General features: G+C 49.8%; 28 protein-coding genes and 5 pseudogenes. 24 read left to right on the top strand and 9 right to left on the bottom strand.

Annotated elements, in window-relative coordinates:
* The 4 genes from DG357_RS13435 to DG357_RS13420 all read left to right on the top strand — a co-directional run bounded on the left by DG357_RS13435 (nucleotide 1) and on the right by DG357_RS13420 (nucleotide 2205).
* Entirely contained in the window at nucleotides 1-207 is a 207-nt protein-coding gene (locus tag DG357_RS13435) for a hypothetical protein (RefSeq protein WP_088204310.1), read from the top strand.
* A 337-nt stretch (nucleotides 208-544) separates the two neighbouring features.
* Nucleotides 545-988, top strand: a complete 444-nt coding sequence (locus DG357_RS13430; RefSeq protein ID WP_331847211.1) for a tetratricopeptide repeat protein — start codon at nucleotides 545-547, stop codon at nucleotides 986-988.
* Between the two features lie 89 nt (nucleotides 989-1077).
* Nucleotides 1078-1560, top strand: a complete 483-nt coding sequence (locus tag DG357_RS13425) for an SMI1/KNR4 family protein (RefSeq protein WP_088204311.1) — start codon at nucleotides 1078-1080, stop codon at nucleotides 1558-1560.
* A gap of 171 nt (nucleotides 1561-1731) precedes the next feature.
* Nucleotides 1732-2205, top strand: a complete 474-nt coding sequence (locus DG357_RS13420) for a hypothetical protein (protein WP_088204312.1) — start codon at nucleotides 1732-1734, stop codon at nucleotides 2203-2205.
* Nucleotides 2206-2266: 61 nt separating this feature from the next.
* On the opposite strand, the pseudogene DG357_RS13415 reads toward DG357_RS13420, so the two are convergent.
* Nucleotides 2267-2347, bottom strand: a pseudogene (locus DG357_RS13415) (DUF933 domain-containing protein); the annotation flags it as partial.
* A 241-nt stretch (nucleotides 2348-2588) separates the two neighbouring features.
* Between DG357_RS13415 and DG357_RS22975 the strand changes: the two are divergent.
* The 7 genes and pseudogenes from DG357_RS22975 (at nucleotide 2589) to DG357_RS23190 (ending at nucleotide 5465) form a co-directional block, all read left to right on the top strand.
* Nucleotides 2589-2774, top strand: a complete 186-nt coding sequence (locus DG357_RS22975; RefSeq protein WP_126346166.1) for a hypothetical protein — start codon at nucleotides 2589-2591, stop codon at nucleotides 2772-2774.
* 89 nt (nucleotides 2775-2863) lie between these two features.
* On the top strand, nucleotides 2864-3019 hold the full coding sequence (locus tag DG357_RS23195) for a hypothetical protein (RefSeq protein WP_224222656.1): 156 nt from the start codon (nucleotides 2864-2866) through the stop codon (nucleotides 3017-3019).
* 224 nt (nucleotides 3020-3243) lie between these two features.
* Nucleotides 3244-3726: a hypothetical protein gene (locus DG357_RS13405; RefSeq protein ID WP_088204314.1), complete on the top strand. Its 483-nt coding sequence runs from the start codon at nucleotides 3244-3246 to the stop codon at nucleotides 3724-3726.
* A gap of 26 nt (nucleotides 3727-3752) precedes the next feature.
* Nucleotides 3753-4229: a hypothetical protein gene (locus DG357_RS13400; RefSeq protein WP_088204315.1), complete on the top strand. Its 477-nt coding sequence runs from the start codon at nucleotides 3753-3755 to the stop codon at nucleotides 4227-4229.
* 79 nt (nucleotides 4230-4308) lie between these two features.
* Nucleotides 4309-4689, top strand: a complete 381-nt coding sequence (locus DG357_RS13395; RefSeq protein ID WP_049119986.1) for a hypothetical protein — start codon at nucleotides 4309-4311, stop codon at nucleotides 4687-4689.
* A 16-nt stretch (nucleotides 4690-4705) separates the two neighbouring features.
* A complete protein-coding gene (locus DG357_RS13390; protein ID WP_224222655.1) occupies nucleotides 4706-5032 on the top strand; it encodes a hypothetical protein in 327 nt (108 codons plus the stop codon).
* Nucleotides 5033-5172: 140 nt separating this feature from the next.
* Nucleotides 5173-5465: pseudogene (locus DG357_RS23190) on the top strand (YciI family protein).
* 50 nt (nucleotides 5466-5515) lie between these two features.
* Here DG357_RS23190 and DG357_RS13380 read toward each other — a convergent pair.
* Nucleotides 5516-5617 (bottom strand): annotated as a pseudogene (locus tag DG357_RS13380) (DUF933 domain-containing protein); the annotation flags it as partial.
* A 2-nt stretch (nucleotides 5618-5619) separates the two neighbouring features.
* Here DG357_RS13380 and DG357_RS13375 point away from each other — a divergent pair.
* From DG357_RS13375 to DG357_RS13360, 4 genes and pseudogenes are all read left to right on the top strand, one after another.
* Nucleotides 5620-6990 (top strand): annotated as a pseudogene (locus DG357_RS13375) (RHS repeat-associated core domain-containing protein); the annotation flags it as partial.
* The gene (locus DG357_RS13370) at nucleotides 6947-7735 is read left to right on the top strand and encodes a macro domain-containing protein (protein WP_197710703.1); all 789 of its coding nucleotides are present in this window, start codon (nucleotides 6947-6949) and stop codon (nucleotides 7733-7735) included. The pseudogene DG357_RS13375 and the gene DG357_RS13370, both read left to right, overlap by 44 nt.
* Before the next feature lie 89 nt (nucleotides 7736-7824).
* Nucleotides 7825-8226, top strand: coding sequence for a hypothetical protein (locus DG357_RS13365; protein WP_088204317.1), 402 nt, complete (start codon nucleotides 7825-7827; stop codon nucleotides 8224-8226).
* Nucleotides 8227-8367: 141 nt separating this feature from the next.
* A complete protein-coding gene (locus tag DG357_RS13360; RefSeq protein WP_088204318.1) occupies nucleotides 8368-8886 on the top strand; it encodes a hypothetical protein in 519 nt (172 codons plus the stop codon).
* Between the two features lie 517 nt (nucleotides 8887-9403).
* Here DG357_RS13360 and ychF read toward each other — a convergent pair.
* A complete protein-coding gene (ychF, locus tag DG357_RS13350) occupies nucleotides 9404-10498 on the bottom strand; it encodes a redox-regulated ATPase YchF (protein ID WP_003856650.1) in 1095 nt (364 codons plus the stop codon).
* A gap of 126 nt (nucleotides 10499-10624) precedes the next feature.
* On the bottom strand, nucleotides 10625-11209 hold the full coding sequence (pth, locus tag DG357_RS13345) for an aminoacyl-tRNA hydrolase (protein WP_008499504.1): 585 nt from the start codon (nucleotides 11207-11209) through the stop codon (nucleotides 10625-10627).
* Nucleotides 11210-11483: 274 nt separating this feature from the next.
* On the opposite strand from pth, the gene ychH reads away from it, so the two are divergent.
* Nucleotides 11484-11759: a stress-induced protein YchH gene (gene ychH, locus DG357_RS13340; protein WP_028013466.1), complete on the top strand. Its 276-nt coding sequence runs from the start codon at nucleotides 11484-11486 to the stop codon at nucleotides 11757-11759.
* A gap of 121 nt (nucleotides 11760-11880) precedes the next feature.
* On the top strand, nucleotides 11881-12939 hold the full coding sequence (locus tag DG357_RS13335; RefSeq protein WP_088204319.1) for a MerR family transcriptional regulator: 1059 nt from the start codon (nucleotides 11881-11883) through the stop codon (nucleotides 12937-12939).
* Here the strand turns inward: DG357_RS13335 and dauA are convergent.
* The 4 genes from dauA to lolB all read right to left on the bottom strand — a co-directional run bounded on the left by dauA (nucleotide 12925) and on the right by lolB (nucleotide 17279).
* Complete coding sequence (dauA, locus tag DG357_RS13330) at nucleotides 12925-14604, bottom strand: C4-dicarboxylic acid transporter DauA (RefSeq protein WP_063942336.1); 1680 nt, start codon at nucleotides 14602-14604, stop codon at nucleotides 12925-12927. The two genes, DG357_RS13335 and dauA, sit on opposite strands and share 15 nt — an antisense overlap.
* A gap of 124 nt (nucleotides 14605-14728) precedes the next feature.
* Nucleotides 14729-15676 (bottom strand): ribose-phosphate diphosphokinase, encoded by a 948-nt coding sequence (prs, locus tag DG357_RS13325; RefSeq protein ID WP_003856663.1) that lies wholly within the window; start codon nucleotides 15674-15676, stop codon nucleotides 14729-14731.
* Nucleotides 15677-15801: 125 nt separating this feature from the next.
* Nucleotides 15802-16671, bottom strand: coding sequence for a 4-(cytidine 5'-diphospho)-2-C-methyl-D-erythritol kinase (ispE, locus tag DG357_RS13315; RefSeq protein ID WP_028013463.1), 870 nt, complete (start codon nucleotides 16669-16671; stop codon nucleotides 15802-15804).
* Nucleotides 16668-17279: a lipoprotein insertase outer membrane protein LolB gene (gene lolB, locus DG357_RS13310; protein WP_028013462.1), complete on the bottom strand. Its 612-nt coding sequence runs from the start codon at nucleotides 17277-17279 to the stop codon at nucleotides 16668-16670. The genes ispE and lolB overlap by 4 nt, the downstream gene beginning before the upstream one ends.
* Before the next feature lie 201 nt (nucleotides 17280-17480).
* Between lolB and hemA the strand changes: the two genes are divergently transcribed.
* The 6 genes and pseudogenes from hemA (at nucleotide 17481) to kdsA (ending at nucleotide 22525) form a co-directional block, all read left to right on the top strand.
* Complete coding sequence (hemA, locus tag DG357_RS13305; RefSeq protein ID WP_021240361.1) at nucleotides 17481-18737, top strand: glutamyl-tRNA reductase; 1257 nt, start codon at nucleotides 17481-17483, stop codon at nucleotides 18735-18737.
* Nucleotides 18738-18778: 41 nt separating this feature from the next.
* Nucleotides 18779-19861: a peptide chain release factor 1 gene (prfA, locus tag DG357_RS13300; RefSeq protein WP_021240360.1), complete on the top strand. Its 1083-nt coding sequence runs from the start codon at nucleotides 18779-18781 to the stop codon at nucleotides 19859-19861.
* Nucleotides 19861-20691 carry a peptide chain release factor N(5)-glutamine methyltransferase gene (prmC, locus tag DG357_RS13295; protein ID WP_088204320.1) on the top strand — a complete coding sequence of 277 codons (831 nt, stop codon included), beginning with the start codon at nucleotides 19861-19863 and terminating at the stop codon, nucleotides 20689-20691. The genes prfA and prmC overlap by 1 nt, the downstream gene beginning before the upstream one ends.
* 8 nt (nucleotides 20692-20699) lie before the next feature.
* Nucleotides 20700-20783 (top strand): annotated as a pseudogene (locus tag DG357_RS23180) (siroheme synthase); the annotation flags it as partial.
* Nucleotides 20784-20824: 41 nt separating this feature from the next.
* Nucleotides 20825-21634 (top strand): invasion regulator SirB1, encoded by an 810-nt coding sequence (gene sirB1, locus DG357_RS13285; RefSeq protein WP_028013460.1) that lies wholly within the window; start codon nucleotides 20825-20827, stop codon nucleotides 21632-21634.
* A 36-nt stretch (nucleotides 21635-21670) separates the two neighbouring features.
* Nucleotides 21671-22525 (top strand): 3-deoxy-8-phosphooctulonate synthase, encoded by an 855-nt coding sequence (gene kdsA / locus DG357_RS13280; RefSeq protein ID WP_028013459.1) that lies wholly within the window; start codon nucleotides 21671-21673, stop codon nucleotides 22523-22525.
* A gap of 74 nt (nucleotides 22526-22599) precedes the next feature.
* Here kdsA and chaA read toward each other — a convergent pair whose 3' ends face one another.
* A complete protein-coding gene (gene chaA / locus DG357_RS13275) occupies nucleotides 22600-23700 on the bottom strand; it encodes a sodium-potassium/proton antiporter ChaA (protein ID WP_008499517.1) in 1101 nt (366 codons plus the stop codon).
* Between the two features lie 269 nt (nucleotides 23701-23969).
* Between chaA and chaB the strand changes: the two genes are divergently transcribed.
* Nucleotides 23970-24200, top strand: coding sequence for a putative cation transport regulator ChaB (gene chaB, locus DG357_RS13270; RefSeq protein ID WP_088204321.1), 231 nt, complete (start codon nucleotides 23970-23972; stop codon nucleotides 24198-24200).
* Nucleotides 24201-24298 lie beyond the last annotated feature (98 nt).

The raw sequence follows: 24298 nt of genomic DNA, 5'->3' as shown, positions 1-24298 counted from the left end.
ATGACAGATGAAGAGTTACGAAAGAATCTTGTTTTTTTAATAAAAAAATATGTTCCGGAAAGTCAACAAAAAGCATTTTATGATGATATATCAAAGTCTGTTGTGCCAGTGAAAGGTATTTTAGCTGACTTCAATAAAGTCAAAACTAGAACTGTTGATGAAGTTGATGGAGATTTGATACGGGATATTTACTTTTATTTTTGTTGACAGCTAATCACATTGAAAATTTATTTTCTCCGTTCGTTTTTTATATTTTTTTGCTGGCGAATGGGGCGGTAAAAAGATGAAGATTATTTTTACCGGCAATTATAATATCAGTAAAGGCGTTTGGAGAATTATTGGTCAGGCTGATCTTATAGAAGAAAAAATAACTGGAAATATTTAATTATGCTGGGGTTTGTATAAGGATGTTGAGGCAGAAGGTTTTAAATAATTCTTTTTTGGTTAGTTAACAATCAAAACTCACTCTTTTAGAGACCTCATTGCTTATGAAGGCATTTATCGCTGATATCCCTTTTATATAGGCAAGGAGGTCTCTTTTCGAATGATAATGAATAAACATATGAAAAATGTATGCTATAAATTCGATGAAAAAAGAGTTACATCTCTTGTTGAAATAGGAATAGAGTTTCACGAGAACCAAAAATACGCCGAAGCTTTAGAGCAGTACCGAAAAGCCTGGCAAGCTCTTCCTGACCCAAAGTTCGAATCGGAACTTGCTAACTGGATCGCTGCGTGTGTGTACAGCGCTTATTATGACCTCACGGATTATGCGGAGGCGAAGAAATGGGGAGAGGTGACGTTACGCACTCGTGGATCGGATATATACACTGCGCCCTTAATCGACCTCGGGATGGTCTGTTACGAGTTGAATCAATGTGATGAAGCGTATAAATATTTTAACGATGCTTATAACTACGGCAAAGAGCGTGCGTTTAAGCATAGGCCTAAAAAATATCTTGAATTTTATTTATGCAAAATAACGTGAAGGCCTCGCTGTATTACGTTACTTAGACAGCTAGAATAAGCGTTTTCCACGTAATTTATTACGAAGAATCGTCATTAAGCTACATACTTATGAATAATATCATTAACTGTGAAAAAAAGATAGGACGTACAGATATTGCTAAAACGGAAGAGAAATTATCTATTACTCTTCCGGATGATTTCGTTTCACATTATCTGCAATTTAATGGTGGCACTCCAGAGAAAAGTTGGTGGGACGGTGATGAAAATTTTGAGCCTATAGAGGTGGCTGCGTTTAAGTCATTTGTTTATAATGGTCAGACAAATGATGATCCTGGATCTTTTATTGACAGTTGCTATATCAGCATGGTGGATAGAGAAGTGATTCCTCAAAACCTGCTTCCTTTCGCAAATGATTGGGGAGGGAATTTTTTCTGCCTGGATTTAGATAATTACTCAATTGTATATTATGCTTCAGATTCTTTTGATGAGGATTTGACTATGCAAGAGAATCACACAAAACTTCAAAGATATCTGACAAATTCATTTGCTAACTTTGTTAACCAATTAGTTGCAGAAGAGAATCTTTCTTAAAGTACATTTAAAAAATTTAATCAATTTATTTAATTCTATTGCTGTTATTTTTATATTCTTAATTTTAATAAGACTCTGTAACGCAGATCATAGAGTTTTATTATAAAACAGCATGGCGCTTGGTGCTATGAACATACCGTGGATCCCAGGATGAATAAATCAGGTTAAAACATGAAAATATCCCAGCTAGCAATAGATAGGTTAAATAAAATTAATTGGTTTGTTAATCTTGGTAAGGCGACGACACTCCCTGTGATTCTCCAGGCTCAGTCCCTTAGCTTGTTTATAAAAAGCCTCAATAGTGATGAATGGGAGAGTGCCACCCTAGAGGCTGTTAATGAAATAACGGGTTATCTCGCAATAAAACACACTGAAAAATATCAATACTGGAACTATTTGGTCAAAGAAGCGAAGAAAGTTGTGGAGATTGATATTACCCCAAAAATAATCTTCCCAGAGTCTGAGAAAATCTCAATGATTGAGAGCTTAAAATGGGATCTTGTCAATTACTTGCTTGAAGATGCGTATAGTTCTTTACTACGAGAGCCGTTCTTTTTTAATGGATTGATTAATGTTTATGAAGCTAGTCATATGCCTTGTGGATGGTCAGGTATTTGGCCAGCGGGAAAACTAGTTATCTATTGATAGACTCGCAATAAAAAAATCCACGCCTTGGTGTGGATTTTTCTCACCAATTCAAAACCAATCAAACGTTAAACAGGAAGTTCATCACGTCGCCATCTTTAACGATGTAATCTTTCCCTTCTGCACGAAACTTGCCTGCTTCTATGCCTTCAACTGCTTATCGTTATGTTCGATATTTGAATGACGATGGCAGTTTAGATAAATGGGTTCCTGGTCTTCTCGAAACAAAACAAGTGCCAGTAACGTATTTTGGATTCGAAAAATTTGAAACGGGTAAAGCTACTCGTGATGCGTTTTAGATAAAAGGTCCCGATAAGGTTGCTCCAACTTTACCAGCGGATGTCTCTTGGAGTGATGCAAGGATTAGAGGAACGTTTGATACATTGCAACTTTATGAAAACGGTACTCCTCAAGAGAGGCATCCAAGAATGTTTGGAGATGAAATTGGTGCACCATTAGAACAATTTACGCATGCTTATCCGCAATATGGAAAGGGTGGCGTAGAACAAATGCATGCAGACAAACGGACAATTACTTTCGACAAAATTCATATTCTTCCGGAGGAATAATCAATTACGATTCATATGATGAAGTACTCGATTATCTCAAGGTTTTTTTCAACGAAAGAGTGGATTCATCAATTTATTTAGAAAAACTGATGACTTTAATTGAAGGTTCTGGCTCTGAAAAAACCGTGACTATAAGAGCTATTTATGAAACGTACATGCAGTATGTAAAAGAAAATAGAGATAACATTAAATTTATCTTTGGAGAAAAAGAAATGTGGATTGATTTATTGCACCATTGGCAATAAGGGTTTATTGTCATGTAGATTAGATTGAAATGGTTATAACGGTTTGGCGTAATGCAATAATTGATGCAGATGCATTTTATTTGCGTAGTGGAAAATGCAGTGTGAGCCTTGCATATAACACCTGTAATCTGTACGCGGAAATGCTTCTTTATATGGATGCCATCATGTTGTAGTTGATTTAGTTACAATCTCGTGATCGGCATTCAAAATTAGAATAGGGCAACATGATTGAATTAAATTTTAAACCGATCACAGGTGAACTAAATATTGATGGTCTGCCTTTGAAAATTGATACTGAAGAAGGCTTTTGTAGGTGTGATTTATACCACGGATTAGTAAAGCAGAGAGCTATAAAGAAAATCATACCAAATCACTACCTTGTTGACTCACTAGCGTTTTTTGAAAGAGAATTTCAAGTTACTATACGCCCTGTGTGCTATGGTTTTCCTTTTATGCTTCATCTTGTTGATAAAAACAGTCAATACTATAAATCATTTAATGATTGGAATGCCCGAACTAATATTAACATGCTAAATGAATCAGTGAAAAGCTTGTCTGATTGGCTGAAAGAATCACTAAACCTGGACACTCCTGATACCACGAAAACAGACATCATTAGGTGGAACTTTGAGTGGGGGCGGGTTTCAGTCTCATATGAGACAAAGTCATTTAATCATGGGGCATATATAGTTTGGAATTTAACGTAGTCACTTCCAGACAAAGTGGTTTAGATATGTTAGAAATGAAACTTGATGTTCATACTGGATTTGTAGCAATCAACAACTACCCCATCGAATTAAAAGATGTTGATACTTTTAAAAATTCCGCATTTTACAGGTTCTTTTCGTCATTGACTACAGTAGGTCCTTTTTATTTTGCTATCGATAATATTAAATGGAAAAATCAAGTTTTCATTTTGGAACTGAGGCCTTCAGTATTTTCTTTTTCTCCATTAATATTCCTTACTAGTAAGGATGGAAGTTTTTATAAAACTCTAGCGGATTGGGATAAAAGGGCTAGTCTAAGTAATTTATCGGATGAGCAGCAGCGTTTGATATCATGGGTTCAGAATGAAATAACCTCAAGCCCTAAGCTCAAAATTAACAATCCCCCATATGGATTTCAATGGGAGCATGATTGGGGTAGAATTGTTGTACAATCTAATGAAAAAAGCTTCGATTGTGGTGTTTATATTGAATGGAATGTTTGACTATATGATGTAATTGATTAATAAAAGCCTTCATTTTCCTCTCACCTGACTTTTCTATTAACACAATAAAAGGTTAGAAATGAAAATAATTAATAGACTTAAAAAGAAGTTACTAGTCCTTGATGGCATTGACAATGATTTCATAGAGTATGGAAAGGAAATAGCATGCCCTGAATGCGAAGGCGTAATAGTCTATTCCATAGTGAACTCATATGAGTTTGACACGCTCCCTGTAGAGGTAAAATGCTTTTTGGTTAAGAAAATGAGAGGCGTGAAGTTTGTTAGTGAATATAAAAAATATAGTTACGATGAAAGCCAATTAGATGTTTCGAAAAACATTTGTTCAAAGTGTTTGAAAGAATTTTCTGCTGTATTAACGTATAAAGAAGTGCAGCCAGCCCGATATCGGGTATATCTTGTGGGGCTTTTTGAAGGTGATTTGAAACAGATTAAACTTTAAAAGTTGAGGTTAACCTGTGATTAAAAATCTCAATTTCATCAAAGAAAATGACCTGCTTCAATGGACGTGTGGCGAAAGTAACATACTGGTTAGTATGCCATTTTTAGTCTATGCAATGGTCGACTCAACACGCCAGTTAGTCTTTGCGTTAAGCGAACCAAAGCCATTACCGACCGTTTTGACCATCTTCAATGCGCAGGGCGAAAAACTATTTTGGTCTGCACCTCCTGAAGGTGCGATTTTCTATTACTTAACATTCAACCTGTCAAAGGAAGTGGTCGTTGTCTGTAGCTATCCAGCAAAAAAAATGGCTGGCATGACAGGTTTTATTCCTGGGATATGAAGCGTAACGCGTTGACTCAATCGGGCCCTGCATATTAAGATCAAAAGCGCCAAAAAATGATAACAACAATCAGTGGCAAAAGAGGAACTGTATCAGCAGTTCCGACAAGCAGTTTAAAAAACTGAGTTAAGTGGCAAAGGATAAGCACGGTTTACATTGTCATTTTGACCTATATAAAACCACTCGAAGAAATCGACGCAGCGATACCTGCTCATGTTGAGTGACTTAAAAAGGGGTATGCAGAAGGGATTTTCCTGGCGTCCGAAAGAAGGACCTCAAGAAACGGTGGAGTCATTCTCGCTAAGTGTGAGAGTCTTGCCTCACTTCAAAACGATTATGCGAGGATCCTTTTCAGAGGTTAAAGCTTGAGACTGTTGAGATCATTCCTTTTGAACCCAGCATGAAAACAGAACTATTAGAGAATGTGTTTTAACCCCGCAAAAAATCCACGCCAAAGCGTGGATTTTCTTCATTCAAAACAAATCAAACATTAAACAGGAAGTTCATCACATAGCCATCTTTAACGATGTAATCTTTCCCTTTCGCACGCATCTTGCCTGATTCTTTCTCGCCTTGCTCACCTTGTTCTCAATAAGCTGTCGATCTCCAATTTAACCCGCGACGAACTCCACCGCGAGACCAGCCGCACCCAGGGGCTGCTGACCACCCGCAGCGAATACGATCGTCTTGGCCGACTGCATCGCCGGGACGTCTTTACCGGCAATGCCCAGCGCCCGTCGCCGCGCCGCTGGTCCCGCTGGCAGTACGACAGCGCCGGGCGCCTGCTGGTTCAGGACGGCACGCTGCCCGGTCAGGAGCAGTGGCGCTGGGATGCGGCGGGTAACCCGCTCGAAGGCTCTGCTGAGAAGGTCACGCATAACCGCCTGACGCAGCTGAACGGCATTCGCTGGTGCTATGACGTCCACGGACGCACCGTGGAGAAAGATAACGGCCAGACCCGCTGGCACTATCGCTACGACGGTGAGCACCGTCTGACGGAGGTGATCAGCCAGCCGCGGGACCGCAACAGGCCGCAGACGCAGGTCAGCTTCCGCTACGATCCGCTCGGGCGACGCATCAGCAAAACGCGCCGCCAGATGCTGGGCGGACAGCCAACCGGCAAGCCGGTCACCACCCGGTTTGTCTGGGAAGGGTTCCGCCTGCTGCAGGAAGTTCACGGGGATGTGCCGCTCACCTACGTCTACAGCGATCAGGACAGCTACGATCCACTGGCGCGTATTGATGGCGTGGAAGCGCCGGAGATCTTCTGGTTCCACTGCCAGCCCAACGGCACGCCGGAGCGGATAACGGATATCGAAGGGCAGGTACGCTGGGAAGGGGTGAACAGCGCCTGGGGCAAGCTGCTGCGGGAAAGCGAGACGCAGGTATCAGGATATTCTCAGAACCTGCGTATGCAGGGGCAATACCTGGACCGTGAGACAGGGCTGCACTACAATCTGTTCCGATATTACGACCCGGACTGCGGACGGTTTACGCAGCAGGACCCGATAGGGCTGGCGGGGGGGATGAACCTTTACCAGTATGCGCCGAATGCGCTGGGGTGGGTGGATCCGTGGGGGTTGACGCCTAACACATTGATTCACTACACGACTGAAGAAGGCATGAAAGCTATCATGGAAAGTGGTGTGATTAGACCTTCATCAGGAGATATACATGCCCGCTTCGGGGACGGACAATATTTCACTAATATCAGACCTGAAATGATTGGCGGACGAACACTCAAAGATGTTGGAGGAACAGGAAAAATGTCTCTCGGCCAATTAGCAGCTGATATATATGGTGATGCGAGAAAATTAAAAGGTATAAGCCATTTTGTCGAAATAGATGTTACTGGCTTAGATGTGATTGAACTCCGGAAAAACATATTCTTGATCTTAAACACGAAAGATCTCGATGTCTCTAAAAGAATTGTTAAAAGTGGGAGGAGTTGTGGTTGAGATAAAAAAATATTATAAAGGAAGTGTTGATTTTATTGCGGGTGAAGGAGTTATTTTCAATGAATTCATAGGTGAGGTTGCCACACGACAAATAAATATTATAGATGGTGATTATTATGCCTCTTCCTCTTTGCTAGATAAAAACGATAAAGTTGGTTTTTTGCTGTATGATGGAAAAAAAAGCGAACTGGACTTAAGTGATGCTGAAGAAATTTCGAATGAGGAATTTGAAACTTTCTGGCAAACATCAACGAGTTCATTGCAGGAAAAAAAACAAATAAAATACTTGTCAGGCGATGCTGCGGAACCTTTAAAAAAAAACACAGTTATTGCTCATATTGTGAATAACAAAGGAAAATGGGGTAAAGGTTTTGTTCTGTCCCTTTCAAATAAATATCCTGCTGCAAAGGAATATTATCTTAATAGTTTTAAAGGAAATAACATCCCCGAATTAGGGAGGGTTGATTTTGTCAAGGTTGATGCTCAAGAGCACATATTTATTGCTAATATGTATGCGCAGAATGGTATAAAGAAAAATGTCAATGACAAAAAACAATGCGTATGTTATGCATCCCTTGAAGTCTGTCTTGAAAAATTATCTGACTTTGCTTTAGTGAATCGTCTTTCAGTACAAATGCCAAGGATAGGAGCTGGCCTTGGTGGAGGTGATTGGAATATTATAGAGTCATTAATACTTAAAAAGATTTGCTATAAGATGATAGATTGCAGTGTAATGACTTTATAATGTAAAAATCATAATTTAGTAATGCATTTTATTAAGTTTGGTTGTTTCTTATAAAAGAATTTTTTATTTAAAAGGACAAACACTTGAGTATGAAAATATCTATAACAAATACTATTGAAAAAGGAACCGAGTTTCACGACAACCAAAAATACGCCGAGGCTTTAGAGCAATACCAAAAAGCCTGGCAAGCTCTCCCTGAGCCAAAGTTCGAATCGGAACTTGCTAACTGGATCGCTGCCTGCATGTACAGCGCATATTTTGATCTCGCGGATTACGCTGAGGCGAAGAAATGGGGAGAGACGACATTATGGACACGTGAATCGGATATAGACACTGCACCCTTAATCGATCTCGGCATGGTCTGTTATGAGTTAAATCAATTCGAGGAAGCGTATAAATATTTTAACGATGCTTATAACTACGGCAAAGAGCGTGCGTTTCAGGATAGACCTAAAAAATATCTAGAGTTCTATCTGCGTAAAAGGGGATAAGTTCGTTACTCTATAAAAAAATCAAACATTACGCGTGGATCCGACTACGCCAGGTAGGTCGTATGAATTACCATCAATTTGGGCAGAATGGCTTGAAGAAGTAGCGATTCTAGGCTCCGGGAATGTAAGATAGGTTACTATATGAATATCAATAAAGATGACGAACTCCTTGTGATAGTTAAGTATGAAGGAAGATTTTATTGGTTCGTTGCGTTCAAGGAAATCTGGGTCTTAGACAGAGTTAAATGGGTAGAGGATTTTGTGAAAAGTGGGGTGGAAATAAACCTACAGAATATCCATAAGGAAAGATATGACTTACCAGTAGTAAATGAAGAAAACGCGCAGATATTCATTAATTATTTAATTAAAGATGGTTATTCATACGATAAGGATGCCATAGCTGATGAGTTTTATAATAGGCTTTCGCAAAAAACAACTTGGTGGGATATATATGAACTTATGCCGGATTTGTTTATAGACTTTGATAATAAGAGATTATATTCGGAATATGTTGAGAGTATGCATTGTCAAGATTATGTTCCTGATGGTTGGCAAGGTGAACTTGTTGATTTTTGTAGTAATGGATCGTTACCTCAAGATGAAATGTTCTGGATACAAAATGGAACTGATCATAGAGCCATTGTGATCGCTAAAGGATAAAATATATTTTCAGCATACCATCTTTAGACAATGTAATGGTCGATTCCACACGCCAATTAGTGTTTGTGTTAAGCGATACAAAGCCGTTACCAACCGTTTTGACCATCTTCAACGTTCAGGGTGAAAACTATTTTGGTCTGCACCTCCTGAAGGTGCTATTTTCTATTACTTAACATTAAACCACTCAAAGGAAGTAGTTTTTGTATGTAGTTATACAGTAATACAAAATGGCTGGCATGATTGGTTTTATTCCTGGGATATGAAGCGTAACGCGTTGTCTAGGTCAGGACCTTCGCACTAAATTCACATTTAACATTAAAATTACAGCGACAATAGTGCATGAAACTGGCATACGCAGAGGGGGCATTCCTGCTAAAGGTGAGAGACTTGCCTGACCAGCAGAGCGTTTATACCAGCCCCCCTTTCAGTCGTTAAAACTTGCGACTGCCGACATCATTCTCTTTACCATGTAAAAAAAATCCACGCCAAGGCGTGGATTTTTTTCACTCAAAACTAATCAAACGTTAAACAGGAAGTTCATCACGTCGCCATCTTTAACGATGTAATCTTTCCCTTCCGCACGCATCTTGCCTGCTTCTTTCGCGCCTTGCTCACCCTTGTAGGTAATGAAGTCTTCAAACGCGATAGTCTGCGCACGAATAAAGCCCTTCTCGAAGTCGGTGTGGATCTTACCGGCCGCCTGAGGCGCAGTCGCACCCACAGGAATCGTCCAGGCACGCACTTCCTTCACGCCAGCGGTGAAGTAGGTCTGCAGGTTCAGCAGCTCATAGCCCGCGCGGATCACACGGTTCAGGCCCGGCTCTTCCAGACCCAGCTCGGCCATGAACTCTTCACGGTCGGCGTCGTCCAGCTCGGCGATATCGGATTCAACGGCAGCGCAAACCGCCACAACCACAGAACCTTCAGCCGCTGCGATTTCGCGCACTTTATCCAGGTACGGGTTGTTCTCGAAACCGTCTTCGTTAACGTTGGCGATGTACATGGTTGGCTTCAGGGTTAGGAAGCTCAGGTATTTGATCGCCGCTTTGTCTTCGTCAGTCAGGTTTTTCAGCGCGCGCAGCATGCCCGCGTTTTCCAGCTGTGGCAGGCATTTTTCCAGCGCAGCCAGTTCCGCTTTCGCATCCTTATCGCCGCCTTTCGCTTTCTTCTGCACGCGGTGAATTGCACGTTCGCAGGTGTCGAGGTCAGAGAGCGCCAGCTCGGTGTTGATAACGTCGATATCGTCAGCCGGATCCACTTTGTTGTTAACGTGGATGATATTGTCGTTCTCGAAGCAGCGCACAACGTGGCCGATCGCTTCAGTTTCACGGATGTTGGTCAGGAACTGGTTGCCCAGGCCTTCACCTTTGGATGCGCCTTTTACCAGGCCCGCGATGTCCACGAACTCCATGGTGGTGGGCAGAATGCGCTGCGGCTTCACGATTTCCGCGAGCTGGTCCAGACGCGGGTCAGGCATTGGCACAACGCCGGTGTTAGGTTCGATAGTACAGAACGGGAAGTTCGCCGCTTCGATACCCGCTTTGGTAAGCGCGTTAAACAGGGTGGATTTGCCCACGTTTGGCAGACCGACGATACCGCATTTGAATCCCATTTCTAAATCACCTTAATATCTTGATAATCAATCCGTTAACGATAACCGATTGATGAAAAGTAAATAACTACGCCTATTATACACGTAACCCACATGACGCGCGGTAAAAAAGCCGTATCGGGCGGATTATTGCGCTTTGAAAGCGTGTAAGCGATTTGTCGCTTTGGTTAAGCCGTCTTGCAGCCAGATTTCAGTGCAGCGCGCCGCTTCGTCTACTGCCTCGTCAATCAGTTTTTGTTCGGAAACCGGGGGTTTACCGAGCACGAAACCGACAACTTTGTTTTTATCGCCCGGATGGCCGATTCCCACGCGCAAACGGTGGAAATTCGGGTTATTGCCCAACTTGCTGATGATGTCTTTAAGACCGTTGTGACCGCCGTGTCCGCCGCCCAGCTTGAATTTTGCTACGCCAGGCGGGAGATCCAGCTCATCGTGAGCCACCAGAATTTCATCCGGATTGATGCGATAAAACGTTGCCATTGCCGCCACCGCTTTACCACTCAGGTTCATAAAGGTGGTGGGCACCAGCAGGCGAACATCCGCGCCAGCAAGGTTGATACGTGAGGTATAGCCGAAGAATTTTGGTTCTTCACGCAGGGGAGCACGTAACCGTTCGGCCAGCAGATCGACGTACCAGGCTCCGGCGTTGTGGCGGGTGGCCGCATACTCCGCGCCCGGGTTGGCGAGGCCGACAATCAGTTTAATCGTCACGATTCAATTCCTAATGGGTTCCAGATCTGGCGCGTAGTTTACTGTCTGGCGCGCCGCTTGACAAAATTCTGCGGTTATCCCGGCGAAATTCGAATAATTACTCATCTGAACAATTAGAATTTCAAGCTGTTCAAAGCCTTATTTGTAAACTTTTGTTTGTGCGTTATCCGTAATTGTGATCATTCACGCAACTCATAAAAGGGGCGTTGTCTATACTTTACACACAAGGATTAGGGGCTTTTCCCCTGACAACCCAAAGTTCCGGAGGTGACATATGAAACGCAAAAACGCTTCGATGCTCGGCAACGTGCTAATGGGGTTGGGACTGTTCGTGATGGTAGTCGGCGTAGGTTATTCCATTTTAAACCAACTGCCGCAGCTTGATCTCCCACAATACTTCGCGCATGGCGCGGTATTGAGCATCTTCCTCGGTGCAGTATTGTGGCTCGCCGGGGCGCGCGTAAGCGGACATGAGGAAGTCTGCGATAAATACTGGTGGGTGCGCCACTACGACAAACGTTGTCGTCGTGACCAGCATAAGCACAGCTAGTGCCTGATTAAGAACATCGAAACGACTCCATCCGGAGTCGTTTTTTTTTGCATAGCATATTGACCCTCACGTAACGTAAGGCTCCAGAGTGGTGGCACTGGCAAAGTAAAAAGGAGCAGTTATGTTGATTCAGGTGGGTGAGCTGGCGAAACGAGCCGGTATCACCGTGCGGACATTGCATCACTACGAGCAAACAGGGCTGTTGCTGCCTTCTGCCAGAAGCGCGGCAGGTTACCGGCTTTACAACCTGGCGGATGTCCAGCGTCTGCACATGATCCAGGCGCTGGCAAAAGCGGGGCTGGAACTTGCCGAAATCAGGGATTTTCTGGAAAAGGAGTCGCTGTCTTTGACCGAGCTACTCGATGCGCAAATCACGCTGCTGGATAAACAGCTGCGCAGCATACACACGCTGCGCGACCGGCTGGTGGAACTGCGTACCGGGCTTACCGACGATGCGACGCCGGATCTGGAGTCCTGGCTACAGACTCTGGAGTTAATGAATATGTACGATCGCTGGTTTAGCAAAGAAGAGTTACAGCAGCTGCCGTTTGCGGTGCAGAAGGATGCGCTGGCGGCTATCTGGTCAGGGCTGGTGGCAGAGGCTAACGCGCTGCTGGAACAGGATATACCCGTTACTGACACGCGGGCGATGGATCTGGCGACCCGCTGGATGGAACGTCTTGAACAGGACACGGCGGGCAAGCCGGAGTTTCTCACCCGGCTGAACGAGATGCACAGCGTAGAGCCACAGATGCAGGCGCAGACCGGCATCACCCCGGAAATGACAGATTACATCACGCGCGCGTTTGCGGAATCTAAGCTCAGCATATGGGAGAAGTATCTCACTGCCGAAGAGATGGCCTTTACCCGGGCGCATTATTTTGACCGCATGATGGAGTGGCCGCCGCTGGTGGCGAAACTGCATCAGGCGCAGCGGGACAATATCGCTCCTGACTCGAAGGAGGCGCAAAAGCTGGCTGAAAACTGGCTGGCATTGTTCCAGTCCTACGCAGGCACCAACCCCGAGACCCAGCAAAAGTTTCGTACGGCTATGCAGCAGGAGCCGCATCTGATGAAAGGAACCTGGATGACGCCTGCCGTGCTTGCATGGCTCCAGCAGGCGATCGGGGTGATGATGCAGAGACGTTTCTCTGAATCAGGTAACTCACAGATCCGCTAACGCGGCTTCACGGTTAGGATAAAAGGCAAGGCGGCCAGGGATCGGCTGCACGCCCGCACGCGCCATGGTGCGCAGGGGCTGGAATTCCAGGTTGCTGACCCGCAGCTCGCAGCCTTCCGGCAGACGTTTCACAAAGCGCTGGAAGGCATCCAGACCGCCGGCATCCAGCACCGGGACGGCATCCCACTTCAGCACCACAACCCGTTTCCCCGCGATGCGGGACTCCAGATCGCTGAACAACCCTTCCGCCGCGGCAAAGAAGAGCGGGCCAATCACGCGCAGCACCAGCACATCCTCAGGCACCTCCACGTTAACCGGCGAGAGGCGCGTCATCTGCGCGATGCGGCGCATAAATAGCAGGGACGCGAGCACGATCCCGACGCTGATGGCGATAACCATATCGAACAGCACGGTTAGCGACATGCAGATTAGCATCACGATGATGTCGTCTTTCGGCGCACGGCGCAGCAGATTCACCACCTTATGCGCCTCGCTCATGTTCCAGGCCACCATCAGCAGCAGGGCGGCCATGGCGGAAAGCGGCAGCCAGGAGAGCAGCGGGGCAAGGATCAGCAGCGCCAGAATTACCAGCACGGAGTGGATAACCGCTGAAACGGGGGAGGTCGCACCTGCGCGCACGTTGGCCGCAGAACGGGCGATGGCTGCCGTGGCGGTAATCCCGCCAAAGAACGGTGCGATGAGGTTGCCTAAGCCCTGACCGACCAGTTCGCTGTTGGCTTTGTGCTTGGTGCCGGTCATGCCGTCGAGCACCACAGCGCACAGCAGGGATTCAATCGCTCCCAGCATCGCCATAGAGAACGCGGCGGGCAGCAGGGCGCGAAGGGAATCCCAGCTCAGGGTGAAGCTCGAACCAGGCATGTCCCACGGCAGCACCAGCTGCGGCAGCAGCTGTGGAATGCCGTTACCCTGCGAACCGTCCGCCAGAACATAGTGGAACTGCGAGCCGATAGTCGCGACATGGCCACCGAACATATTGACGATAGCCATCACCGCGCAGCCCAGCAGCAAGGCGGGCAGATGGCCCGGCAGGCGAATACCGAGGCGAGGCCAGACGATCAGCGTCCCCAGGGTGACTATTCCGATGGCGGCGTCGCCCAGGTTGGCCGTTGGCAGCGCCATAAACAGCGCCCCCACTTTCTGTAAATAGTGCTCCGGAACATGGGTCATTTGCAGACCGAGGAAATCCTTAATCTGCATGGTTCCGATGGTGATCCCAATCCCCGAGGTGAACCCCAGCGTCACGGAAAGGGGAATGTATTCAATCAGGCGACCAAAACGGGCCAGACCGAACAGAATCAAAAAGACGCCGGACATCAGGGTGGCAACCAGCAGGCCTGCCAGACCAAACTGTTGTGAAACCGGGTAGAGGATCACCACAAAGGCGGCGGTCGGGCCGGAGACGCTGAAGCGCGAGCCGCCCGTCAGGGCAATAACAATCCCGGCAACGGCCGAGGTATACAGACCGTACTGTGGCGCAACGCCGCTGCCAATCGCCAGCGCCATCGCCAGCGGGATGGCAATAATTCCGACGGTGATCCCGGCAATCAGGTCACGGATAAAGCGTGACGAGGTGTACTTCTCTTTCCAGCAGGCGTCGATGAGGGCGCGAAAGGGCAGAACATGTGAGGAGGCTACGTTTTTCACAATTATCTATCATCCGTGTGCGCATCATCTGTCATATGAATGGCAGGTGAAGGAGGCATTAATCATACAAATAAAACCCAGAGACAAAAAAACCCGCCGCAGCGGGTTTTTTGGCCGTGTTCGATTAGTGTTCGAACATTGCAGAGATGGATTCTTCGTTGCTGATACGACGAATCGCTTCGGCCAGCATCCCGGACAGGGTCAGGGTACGCACGTTTGGCAGTGCCTTGATCTCGTCGCTCAGTGGGATGGTATCGCATACCACAACTTCGTCAATGACGGAGTTGCGCAGGTTGTTCACTGCATTACCGGAGAAGATCGGGTGGGTCGCGTAAGCGAACACGCGCTTGGCACCGCGCTCTTTCAGCGCTTCAGCGGCTTTACACAGCGTACCGCCGGTATCGATCATGTCGTCAACCAGCACGCAGTCGCGGCCAGCCACGTCACCGATGATGTGCATCACCTGAGAAACGTTAGCGCGCGGACGACGCTTGTCGATGATCGCCATGTCGGTATCGTTCAGCAGCTTAGCGATAGCACGGGCACGTACCACGCCGCCGATGTCCGGAGAAACCACGATTGGGTTATCCAGGTTCAGCTGCAGCATGTCTTCCAGCAGGATTGGGCTGCCGAATACGTTATCAACCGGGACATCGAAGAAGCCCTGGATCTGCTCTGCGTGCAGGTCAACGGTCAGTACGCGGTCAACGCCGACGCTGGACAGGAAGTCAGCGACAACTTTTGCGGTGATTGGCACACGCGCGGAACGGACGCGACGGTCCTGGCGGGCATAACCAAAGTAAGGGATAACAGCAGTGATACGGCCTGCGGAAGCGCGACGCAGAGCGTCGACCATAACAACCAGTTCCATCAGGTTGTCGTTTGTTGGAGCACAGGTGGACTGGATGATGAAAATATCACCACCGCGTACATTTTCGTTGATTTGTACGCTGACTTCGCCGTCGCTAAAGCGACCTACGGCGGCGTCGCCGAGGGAAGTGTACAGGCGGTTGGCAATACGTTGTGCTAGTTCCGGGGTGGCGTTACCAGCAAAAAGCTTCATATCAGGCACGAGAAGAACCTCAGGCATGCGTCCAGTGGTGGATAGCGTTCGCCGCAAACTGCGGGGCCTAAGCGAAGGCTATCCAGGCGGTGTATTAAAGAGCGCGATGCAACGTCTGGAACAGGGTGACGTTGTCACCGAAACTCAGTCTGCGCCAGAATGGCCTGCTGTAGGGGGGAGGTGTTCATCCCGCGCGCTACAAAACCATGCAGCCAATCCGGCGCTTGCTCAAGCACCTGACGGGCGGCGGATTCGGTGTCAAATTCAGCAAAGACACAGGCCCCTGTACCGGTCAGGCGCGACGGCGCGTATTCTAACAGCCAGGAAAGCACCGCATCAACCTCGCGAAAACGTTTTCTTGCGATATCCTCGCAATCGTTGCTGAATTCACAATTTAATAACGTTTCTATTGACCGTACCGGGGTATTTCTTTTCAGGTCAGGATCTTTAAAGATGACCGGGGTCGGAATGCTCACGCCGGGGTGGGCAACCAGATACCATTTTTCCGGCGGGTTGACCGGGGAGAGGATCTCGCCCACGCCCTCGGCAAAGGCCGCGTGGCCGCGAACAAACACAGGGACATCTGCGCCCAGCGTTAAGCCCAAACCAGCCAGTTCATCCGTCGACAGCCCGCAGCCCCAGAGGTGGTTCAGCGCAACCAGCACGGTGGCGGCGTTGGATGAGCCCCCGCCGAGACCGCCACCCATCGGCAGACGCTTCTCAATGCGGATATCCGCACCGCTTCCCGCCGGCAGACGGCCCGACTCCGCGGCGGCTTTCATCAGCAGGCGCGCGGCGCGGACGATCAGGTTGTCCTCATGCGCCACGCCGTCGACCGGCGTCAGCAGGCAAATCTGCCCATCCTGACGCGGCTCGATGGCAATCGTGTCGCCATAGTCAATGAACTGAAACAGCGTCTGCAGAGTGTGATAGCCGTCAGCACGCTGGCCGGTGATGTATAAAAACAGGTTCAGTTTTGCCGGAGAAGGCCAGTGGGTCATCATTTAACGATCCAGTTGTCCATTTTCAGCTTGATGCGCTGGCTGCCCTGGGTCAGCTCCATGTTTGATGGCAGCGACGGTTTACTCTTGCTGTCATAGGCGCTGTACACCACTTTCCAGGTTTTGCCGTTCTGGGTGTAGTTGACCTGGCTCAGACGGTATTGATCGTCAAGCGTATAGTCGGTTGCTTCGCCCGGCAGGCCGAGGATCCACTGGCGCAGGCTGTTCAGTGGAATTGGCATCCCGGTCAGCTTGCCAATCATCTCTTCAGCATCGGTCGCCGTGTAGTGCTGGCCTTTGTTATCGGTGATCTGCGCTTCGCCCGGTTTGGCGATAAGCTCCAGCTCGGTGCTGCCAAGCGGGTTCAGCAGCAGCAGGCGATAGTTGTCCTGCCCCGTTTGCTGCCAGAAGAAGCGGGCATAAACCTTTTGTTCGTCAGAGAGATACGCGAAGGCGCCGCGCGTCTGGTACTGCTTCAAATTAAGGACGTCCTGCTGGTGCTGACGCCACTGCGGTGAATCAGGGCTTTTGCCCGGGCCTTTTGGTTGGGTGACAGTACAGGCGGTCAGAACCAGTGCTGCCAGCGGCAGCAGGCGAATCAGTCGGGTCATAATGAGGACAAATCCTTGAGATACGTTGCAGTTATAACTGTTAATGCTAGCGCCCCGCAGTGCTACCGTCTACGTTCAAATTATCTCAAAGCGTTGAGTAACCTATTACTCCGAAAGGAGGCGGTCTCTTTTATTGATCTCGCGCATCCTGTATGATGCGTCCTGCTAACCTTATTAACGCTGGTACTACTCCCGCTCAACATGACCCTATTAGCACTCGGCATCAACCACAAAACGGCCCCGGTTTCGCTGCGAGAACGCGTTACGTTTTCGCCGGATACGCTTGACCTGGCGCTGGACAGCCTGCTTGCACAGCCGATGGTGCAGGGTGGCGTGGTGCTTTCGACGTGCAACCGTACCGAGCTGTATTTGAGCGTGGAAGAGCAGGATAACCTGCACGACGCGCTGATCCGCTGGCTATGTGACTACCACAATCTCAACGAAGACGAGCTGCGCAACAGCCTGTACTGGCATCAGGATAACGATGCGGTCAGCCATCTGATGCGCGTCGCCAGCGGTCTGGATTCGCTGGTGCTTGGCGAGCCGCAGATCCTCGGCCAGGTAAAAAAAGCCTTCGCAGATTCCCAGAAAGGGCATCTCAAGGCCAGCGAGCTGGAGCGTATGTTCCAGAAGTCCTTCTCCGTGGCGAAGCGTGTGCGAACCGAAACCGACATTGGTGCCAGTGCGGTTTCTGTTGCTTTCGCGGCCTGTACCCTTGCACGGCAAATCTTTGAATCCCTGTCGACCGTCACCGTGATGCTGGTAGGCGCGGGCGAAACCATCGAGCTTGTGGCGCGCCATCTGCGCGAGCATAAAGTGAAAAAGATGATTATCGCGAACCGCACCCGCGAACGCGCGCAGGTGCTGGCGGACGAAGTGGGTGCCGAGGTGGTTGCGCTGAGCGATATTGATGAACGTCTGAAAGAGGCTGACATTATTATCAGCTCTACCGCCAGCCCGCTGCCGATCATCGGTAAAGGGATGGTGGAGCGTGCGCTGAAATCCCGCCGTAATCAGCCAATGCTGCTGGTGGATATCGCCGTTCCGCGCGATGTTGAGCCAGAGGTTGGCAAGCTGGCTAACGCCTATCTTTACAGCGTGGATGACCTGCAAAGCATTATTTCGCACAACCTCGCCCAGCGTAAAGCGGCGGCCGTGCAGGCGGAAACCATTGTTGAGCAGGAAACCAGCGAATTTATGGCCTGGCTGCGCGCGCAAAGCGTCAGCGAGACCATCCGAGAGTACCGCGGGCAGGCGGAGCAGGTGCGTGATGACCTGACTGCCAAAGCGTTAGCGGCCCTGGAACAGGGCGGCGACGCGCAGGCGATTATGCAGGATCTGGCGTGGAAGCTGACCAACCGCCTGATCCATGCGCCAACCAAATCTCTTCAACAGGCTGCCCGTGACGGGGATGATGAACGCCTGACTATTCTGCGCAACAGCCTCGGGCTGGAATAGCGCCCTATACCCATTTTCTAAGACAAGGTGCACTTACGCCTATGAAGCCTTCTATCGTCGCTAAACTGGAAGCTCTGCACGAGCGCCATGAAGAAGTACAGGCGCTGCTCGGCGATGCCGGGACTATCGCAGACCAGGAACGTTTTCGCGCGCTTTCGCGTGAATATGCGCAGTTGAGTGATGTATCAAAATGCTTTACCGACTGGCGACAGGTTCAGGAAGATATTGAAACCGCGCAGATGATGCTCGACGATCCTGAGATGCGCGAGATGGCGCAGGAAGAGCTGCAGGATGCAAAAGCGCGTTCCGAAGAGATGGAGCAGCAGCTTCAGGTGCTGCTCCTGCCGAAAGATCCGGACGATGAACGTAACGCGTTTGTCGAAGTGCGCGCCGGGACCGGCGGTGACGAAGCGGCGCTCTTTGCCGGAGATCTGTTCCGCATGTACAGCCGCTACGCCGAATCGCGCCGCTGGCGCGTGGAGATCATGAGCGCCAACGAAGGCGAACATGGCGGCTACAAAGAGGTTATCGCCAAGATCAGCGGCGACGGCGTGTACGGACGTCTGAAGTTTGAATCCGGCGGTCACCGCGTGCAGCGCGTTCCGGCCACCGAATCTCAGGGCCGCATTCATACCTCCGCCTGTACGGTGGCGGTGATGCCGGAGCTGCCGGAAGCGGAACTGCCGGACATCAACCCGGCGGACCTGCGCATCGACACCTTCCGCTCCTCCGGGGCGGGCGGTCAGCACGTTAACACCACCGACTCCGCCATCCGCATTACCCACCTGCCGACCGGCATCGTGGTGGAGTGTCAGGACGAACGTTCGCAGCACAAAAACAAAGCCAAAGCGTTGTCCGTGCTGGGCGCGCGCATCCACGCGGCGGAAATGGCGAAGCGTCAGCAGGCGGAAGCCTCTACGCGTCGTAACCTGCTGGGCAGCGGCGATCGCAGTGACCGTAACCGCACCTACAACTTTCCTCAGGGGCGCGTGACCGACCACCGTATCAACCTGACCCTGTACCGTCTGGACGAGGTGATGGAAGGGAAGCTGGATATGCTGATTGAGCCTATCGTGCAGGAATACCAGGCCGACCAGCTGGCGGCGCTGTCCGAGCAGGAATAATGGATTTTCAGCGCTGGTTACGCGAGGCGGCCGCTGAGCTTTGCAAAAGCGAAAGCCCGAAGCGCGATGCCGAAATTTTGCTTGAGCATGTGACGGGTAAAGCCCGCACGTACCTGCTGGCATTCGGCGAAACTGAGCTGACTGCAGAGCAGGAAGCACGGCTCGCCACGCTGCTTGCCCGCCGTAAAAACGGCGAGCCGGTGGCGCACCTTGTCGGTGAGCGCGAGTTCTGGTCGCTACCGCTTTACGTCTCGGCGGCAACGCTGATCCCGCGTCCGGATACCGAGTGTCTGGTGGAGCAGGCGCTGGCGCGTTTACCGGCGAAGGCCTGCCGCATTCTCGATCTCGGTACTGGAACAGGTGCTATCGCGCTGGCGCTGGCCAGCGAGCGGCCTGACTGCGATGTAACGGCAGTGGATGTGATGCCCGACGCGGTGGCGCTGGCGCTGCGTAACGTGGAACGTCTCGGGCTCAGCAACGTAACGGTGCTGCAAAGCAGCTGGTTTGCCGCGCTGGAGAACCGCTCATTTGCGATGATTGTCAGCAATCCTCCTTACATTGACGAACATGATCCGCACCTTGCGCAGGGGGATGTTCGCTTCGAACCGCTGACGGCGCTCGTGGCCGCCAACGCGGGATTAGCCGATCTTGATCACATTGTGACAACGTCACGAGAGCATTTGCTTCCCGGCGGCTGGTTGCTCGTGGAGCATGGCTGGACGCAGGGAGAATCCGTGCGGGCACTGTTTACCCAGGCAGGCTACGCCGCTGTCGAAACCTGCCGCGACTACGGCGGCAACGAACGCCTGACGCTGGGGCAGTGGTCTTGAGATCCGGGTATCTGCCATTTACTGATAAAGGCGTAAGGCTGACTGAAAGGCAGTTTGGCGTTATCATCTACATCGTTTTGAGTTTTATCGCGCCTGAGCGTCATTGTTCGCTCAGTCGTTACTGGGGTAAGTCATGAGGTCCTTAGCCGATTTCGAATTTAATAAAGTGCCGCTTTGCGATGGCATGATCCTGATTTCGGAGATGATACGCGACGATTTTACGTCGCAGTACGTTTACGATGAGCTGGAGAATCTGGTCAGCCTGGCGCGTGAAGAGATCAATCAGGCGCGCCCGCAGGACTGGCAATTAGAGAAGCTTCTGGAGCTTTTCTACGGCGAATGGGGTTTCTGCGACACGCGTGGCGTGTATCGCCTGTCTGACGCATTATGGCTGGACCAGGTCTTAAAAAATCGTCAGGGCAGCGCCGTTGCGCTGGGCTCTATTTTGCTGTGGGTTGCGCACCGCCTGGATATTCCGCTGGTGCCGGTTATTTTCCCGACGCAGATGATCCTGCGTGCGGAGTGGCTGGACGGTGAGATGTGGCTCATTAATCCGTTTAACGGCGACACGCTGGACGAGCATACGCTGGACGTCTGGCTGAAAGGCAACATCAGCCCGGTGGCCGAGCTCTTTAACGAAGATCTCGACGAAGCCGACAACGCCGAAGTCATTCGCAAGCTGCTGGATACGCTGAAGTCAGCGCTGATGGAAGAGCGTCAGATGGAGCTGGCCTTGCGTGCCAGTGAAGTGCTGCTGCAGTTTAATCCGGAAGATCCGTACGAAATTCGCGACCGCGGGCTTATCTATGCCCAGCTCGACTGCGAGCACGTGGCGCTGAACGATCTGAGCTATTTCGTCGAGCAGTGTCCGGAAGATCCGATTAGCGAAATGATTCGCGCGCAGATCAACGCGATCTCGCACAAACAAATTACACTGCATTAATCTTAATTCCGATTCACACCTGAATAAGGCGATCCTATGAAACAAAAAGTGGTTAGCATTGGTGATATCAAGGTAGCAAACGACCTGCCGTTCGTGCTGTTTGGCGGTATGAACGTGCTGGAATCCCGCGATCTCGCCATGCGTATCTGCGAGCACTACGTGACCGTGACCCAGAAGCTGGGCATTCCGTACGTGTTTAAAGCCTCTTTTGACAAAGCCAACCGCTCCTCCATCAACTCTTACCGTGGCCCGGGCCTGGAAGAGGGGATGAAAATTTTCCAGGAGCTGAAGCAGACGTTTGGCGTGAAAGTGATCACCGACGTGCATGAGTCCTGGCAGGCGCAGCCTGTGGCAGACGTGGTAGACGTAATCCAGCTTCCGGCGTTCCTGGCGCGTCAGACCGACCTGGTTGCCGCGATGGCGAAAACCGGTGCCGTGATCAACGTGAAAAAACCGCAGTTCGTGAGCCCAGGCCAGATGGGTAACATCGTCGATAAGTTTATCGAAGGCGGTAACGACAAGATTATTCTGTGCGACCGTGGCGCTAACTTCGGTTACGACAACCTGGTTGTGGACATGCTGGGCTTCAGCGTGATGAAGAACGTCTCAAACCAGTCGCCGGTGATCTTCGACGTGACCCACGCGCTGCAGTGCCGCGACCCGTTTGGTGCAGCCTCTGGCGGCCGTCGTGCTCAGGTGACCGAGCTGGCGCGCGCCGGTATGGCGACCGGCCTGGCAGGTCTGTTCATTGAAGCGCACCCGGATCCGGCTAACGCGAAATGCGATGGCCCATCCGCGCTGCCGCTGGATAAGCTGGAGCCGTTCCTGAAGCAGATCAAAGCGATTGACGATCTGGTGAAAAGCTTCGACGAGCTGGATACCAGCAACTAATAAAAAAACCCGCTTCGGCGGGTTTTTTTATGGGACATATTGCCGGGTAAGCGCAGCGCCGCTGGGCAAAAAGACTATGCAAAGATCGTCATCAAGTACGCTACAAACAGCGCCATATGCGCCGCGCCGTTCAGGACATTGGTGCGGCCAGTGGAGAATGAAATCTGGCACAGCAGCAGCGAGGCCACCATCACAATCATCTCCGGCGCGCCCAGCGCAAACTGCAGCTCGTTACCGGTCATAAAGGCGATCAGCGTCACCACCGGTACGGTGAGTGAAATGGTCGCCAGCACGGAGCCGAAGAACAGATTCATCGCACGCTGCACCTGATTGTTCAGCACCGCCTTCAGCGCACCTAAACCCTCAGGGGAGAGGATCAGCAGCGCCACCAGGAAACCGGTAAAGGCCACCGGCGCGTTCAGCTCGGTTAACAGCGTCTCCAGCGGGTTGGCGTTCATCTTGGTGACGGCAATCACCGCAATCAGATGCACGATCAGCCAAACCGTGTGCCACGCGCTGCTGTGGGCCGACGGCTTGCCGTGGTGCGGGTCATCGTCGTCGCTGTCGTCTTCATGCTCATACACAAACAGGCTCTGGTGCGTTTTGGTCTGAATGAGCAGGAACACGCCGTACATGGCGGCGGAAATCAGCGCGACCAGCAGCGCCTGGCCGGTGGAGAAGTTTGCGCCCGGCAGCGCCATCGGGAAGACCAGCACGATAATTGCCAGCGGGAAGAGGGCAATCAGATACTGTTTAATGCCGAAAAGATTCATGTACTGGGTCGCAAATTTGCGTCCGCCCAGTAACAGAGAGAAGCCTACCAGGCCGCCCGTCACAATCATAATGATGGAGTAAAGCGTATCGCGCATCAGGGTCGGGGCGGCATCGCCGGTTGCCATCAACGCGGAAATCAGGCTGACTTCGAGAATAACGACGGAAAGGCTGAGAATTAAAGAGCCATAAGGCTCGCCCAGGCGGTGGGCTAATACGTCCGCATGGCGAACGACGCTAAATGCGCTGGTTAAAATGCCCACCAGGGCAAGAATATTGATACCAACCACCACTGGCAGTGACTGACTGCTTCCCCAGAAGAGCAGCACAGCCAGTGCCAGAACCGGGAAAATGAGAGACGTCTCCTTGTGGCGGGTCTTTACCGCCTCGTGTGTTGCTGTCATGTGCTTCTCCATCAATGCAGGTGCTTGTAATTATAGATAGATTTTAAGGGCAACAAATTAACAGAAATCTGTTAAATAACCTTTATTTTTTACTTAATTTTACCCTTTGTTATGGTTTTCTTATTTAATGCCTATAATAAGATATCTCTTTTAAATATAGTTTAAATAACAATGAATTATGAAATTCATTCGTTCATTGTTTATGACCAGCTGGCACACCGGCGTATCGTCGTCCACACTTAACTCTTTAGGCAAAAGAGAGGTTAGTGATGCCATATAAAACGAAACGCGAATTACCCGATAACGTGAAAAACGTCCTGCCCGAACACGCGCAGGATATCTACAAAGAAGCGTTTAACAGCGCCTGGGATCAGTACAAAGATAAAGACGATCGGCGGGATAATGCCAGCCGGGAAGAGACGGCGCACAAGGTCGCCTGGGCCGCAGTAAAACATGACTATGAGAAAGGAGACGATGATAAATTGCATAAAAAGAAATAGCCGTGAAATTATTCGCTGCCTTCATTTTGACTTTTCAGGCGGTTGAACTGCCGTTGTATTGCAACTGGTCCGCTAATTGCTTATCGTAATTTGACTGC

The sequence above is a fragment of the Enterobacter bugandensis genome (assembly GCF_900324475.1).
GTDB classification, from domain to species: Bacteria; Pseudomonadota; Gammaproteobacteria; order Enterobacterales; family Enterobacteriaceae; genus Enterobacter; species Enterobacter bugandensis.
This window is presented reverse-complemented; position numbering and strand designations above follow the sequence as displayed.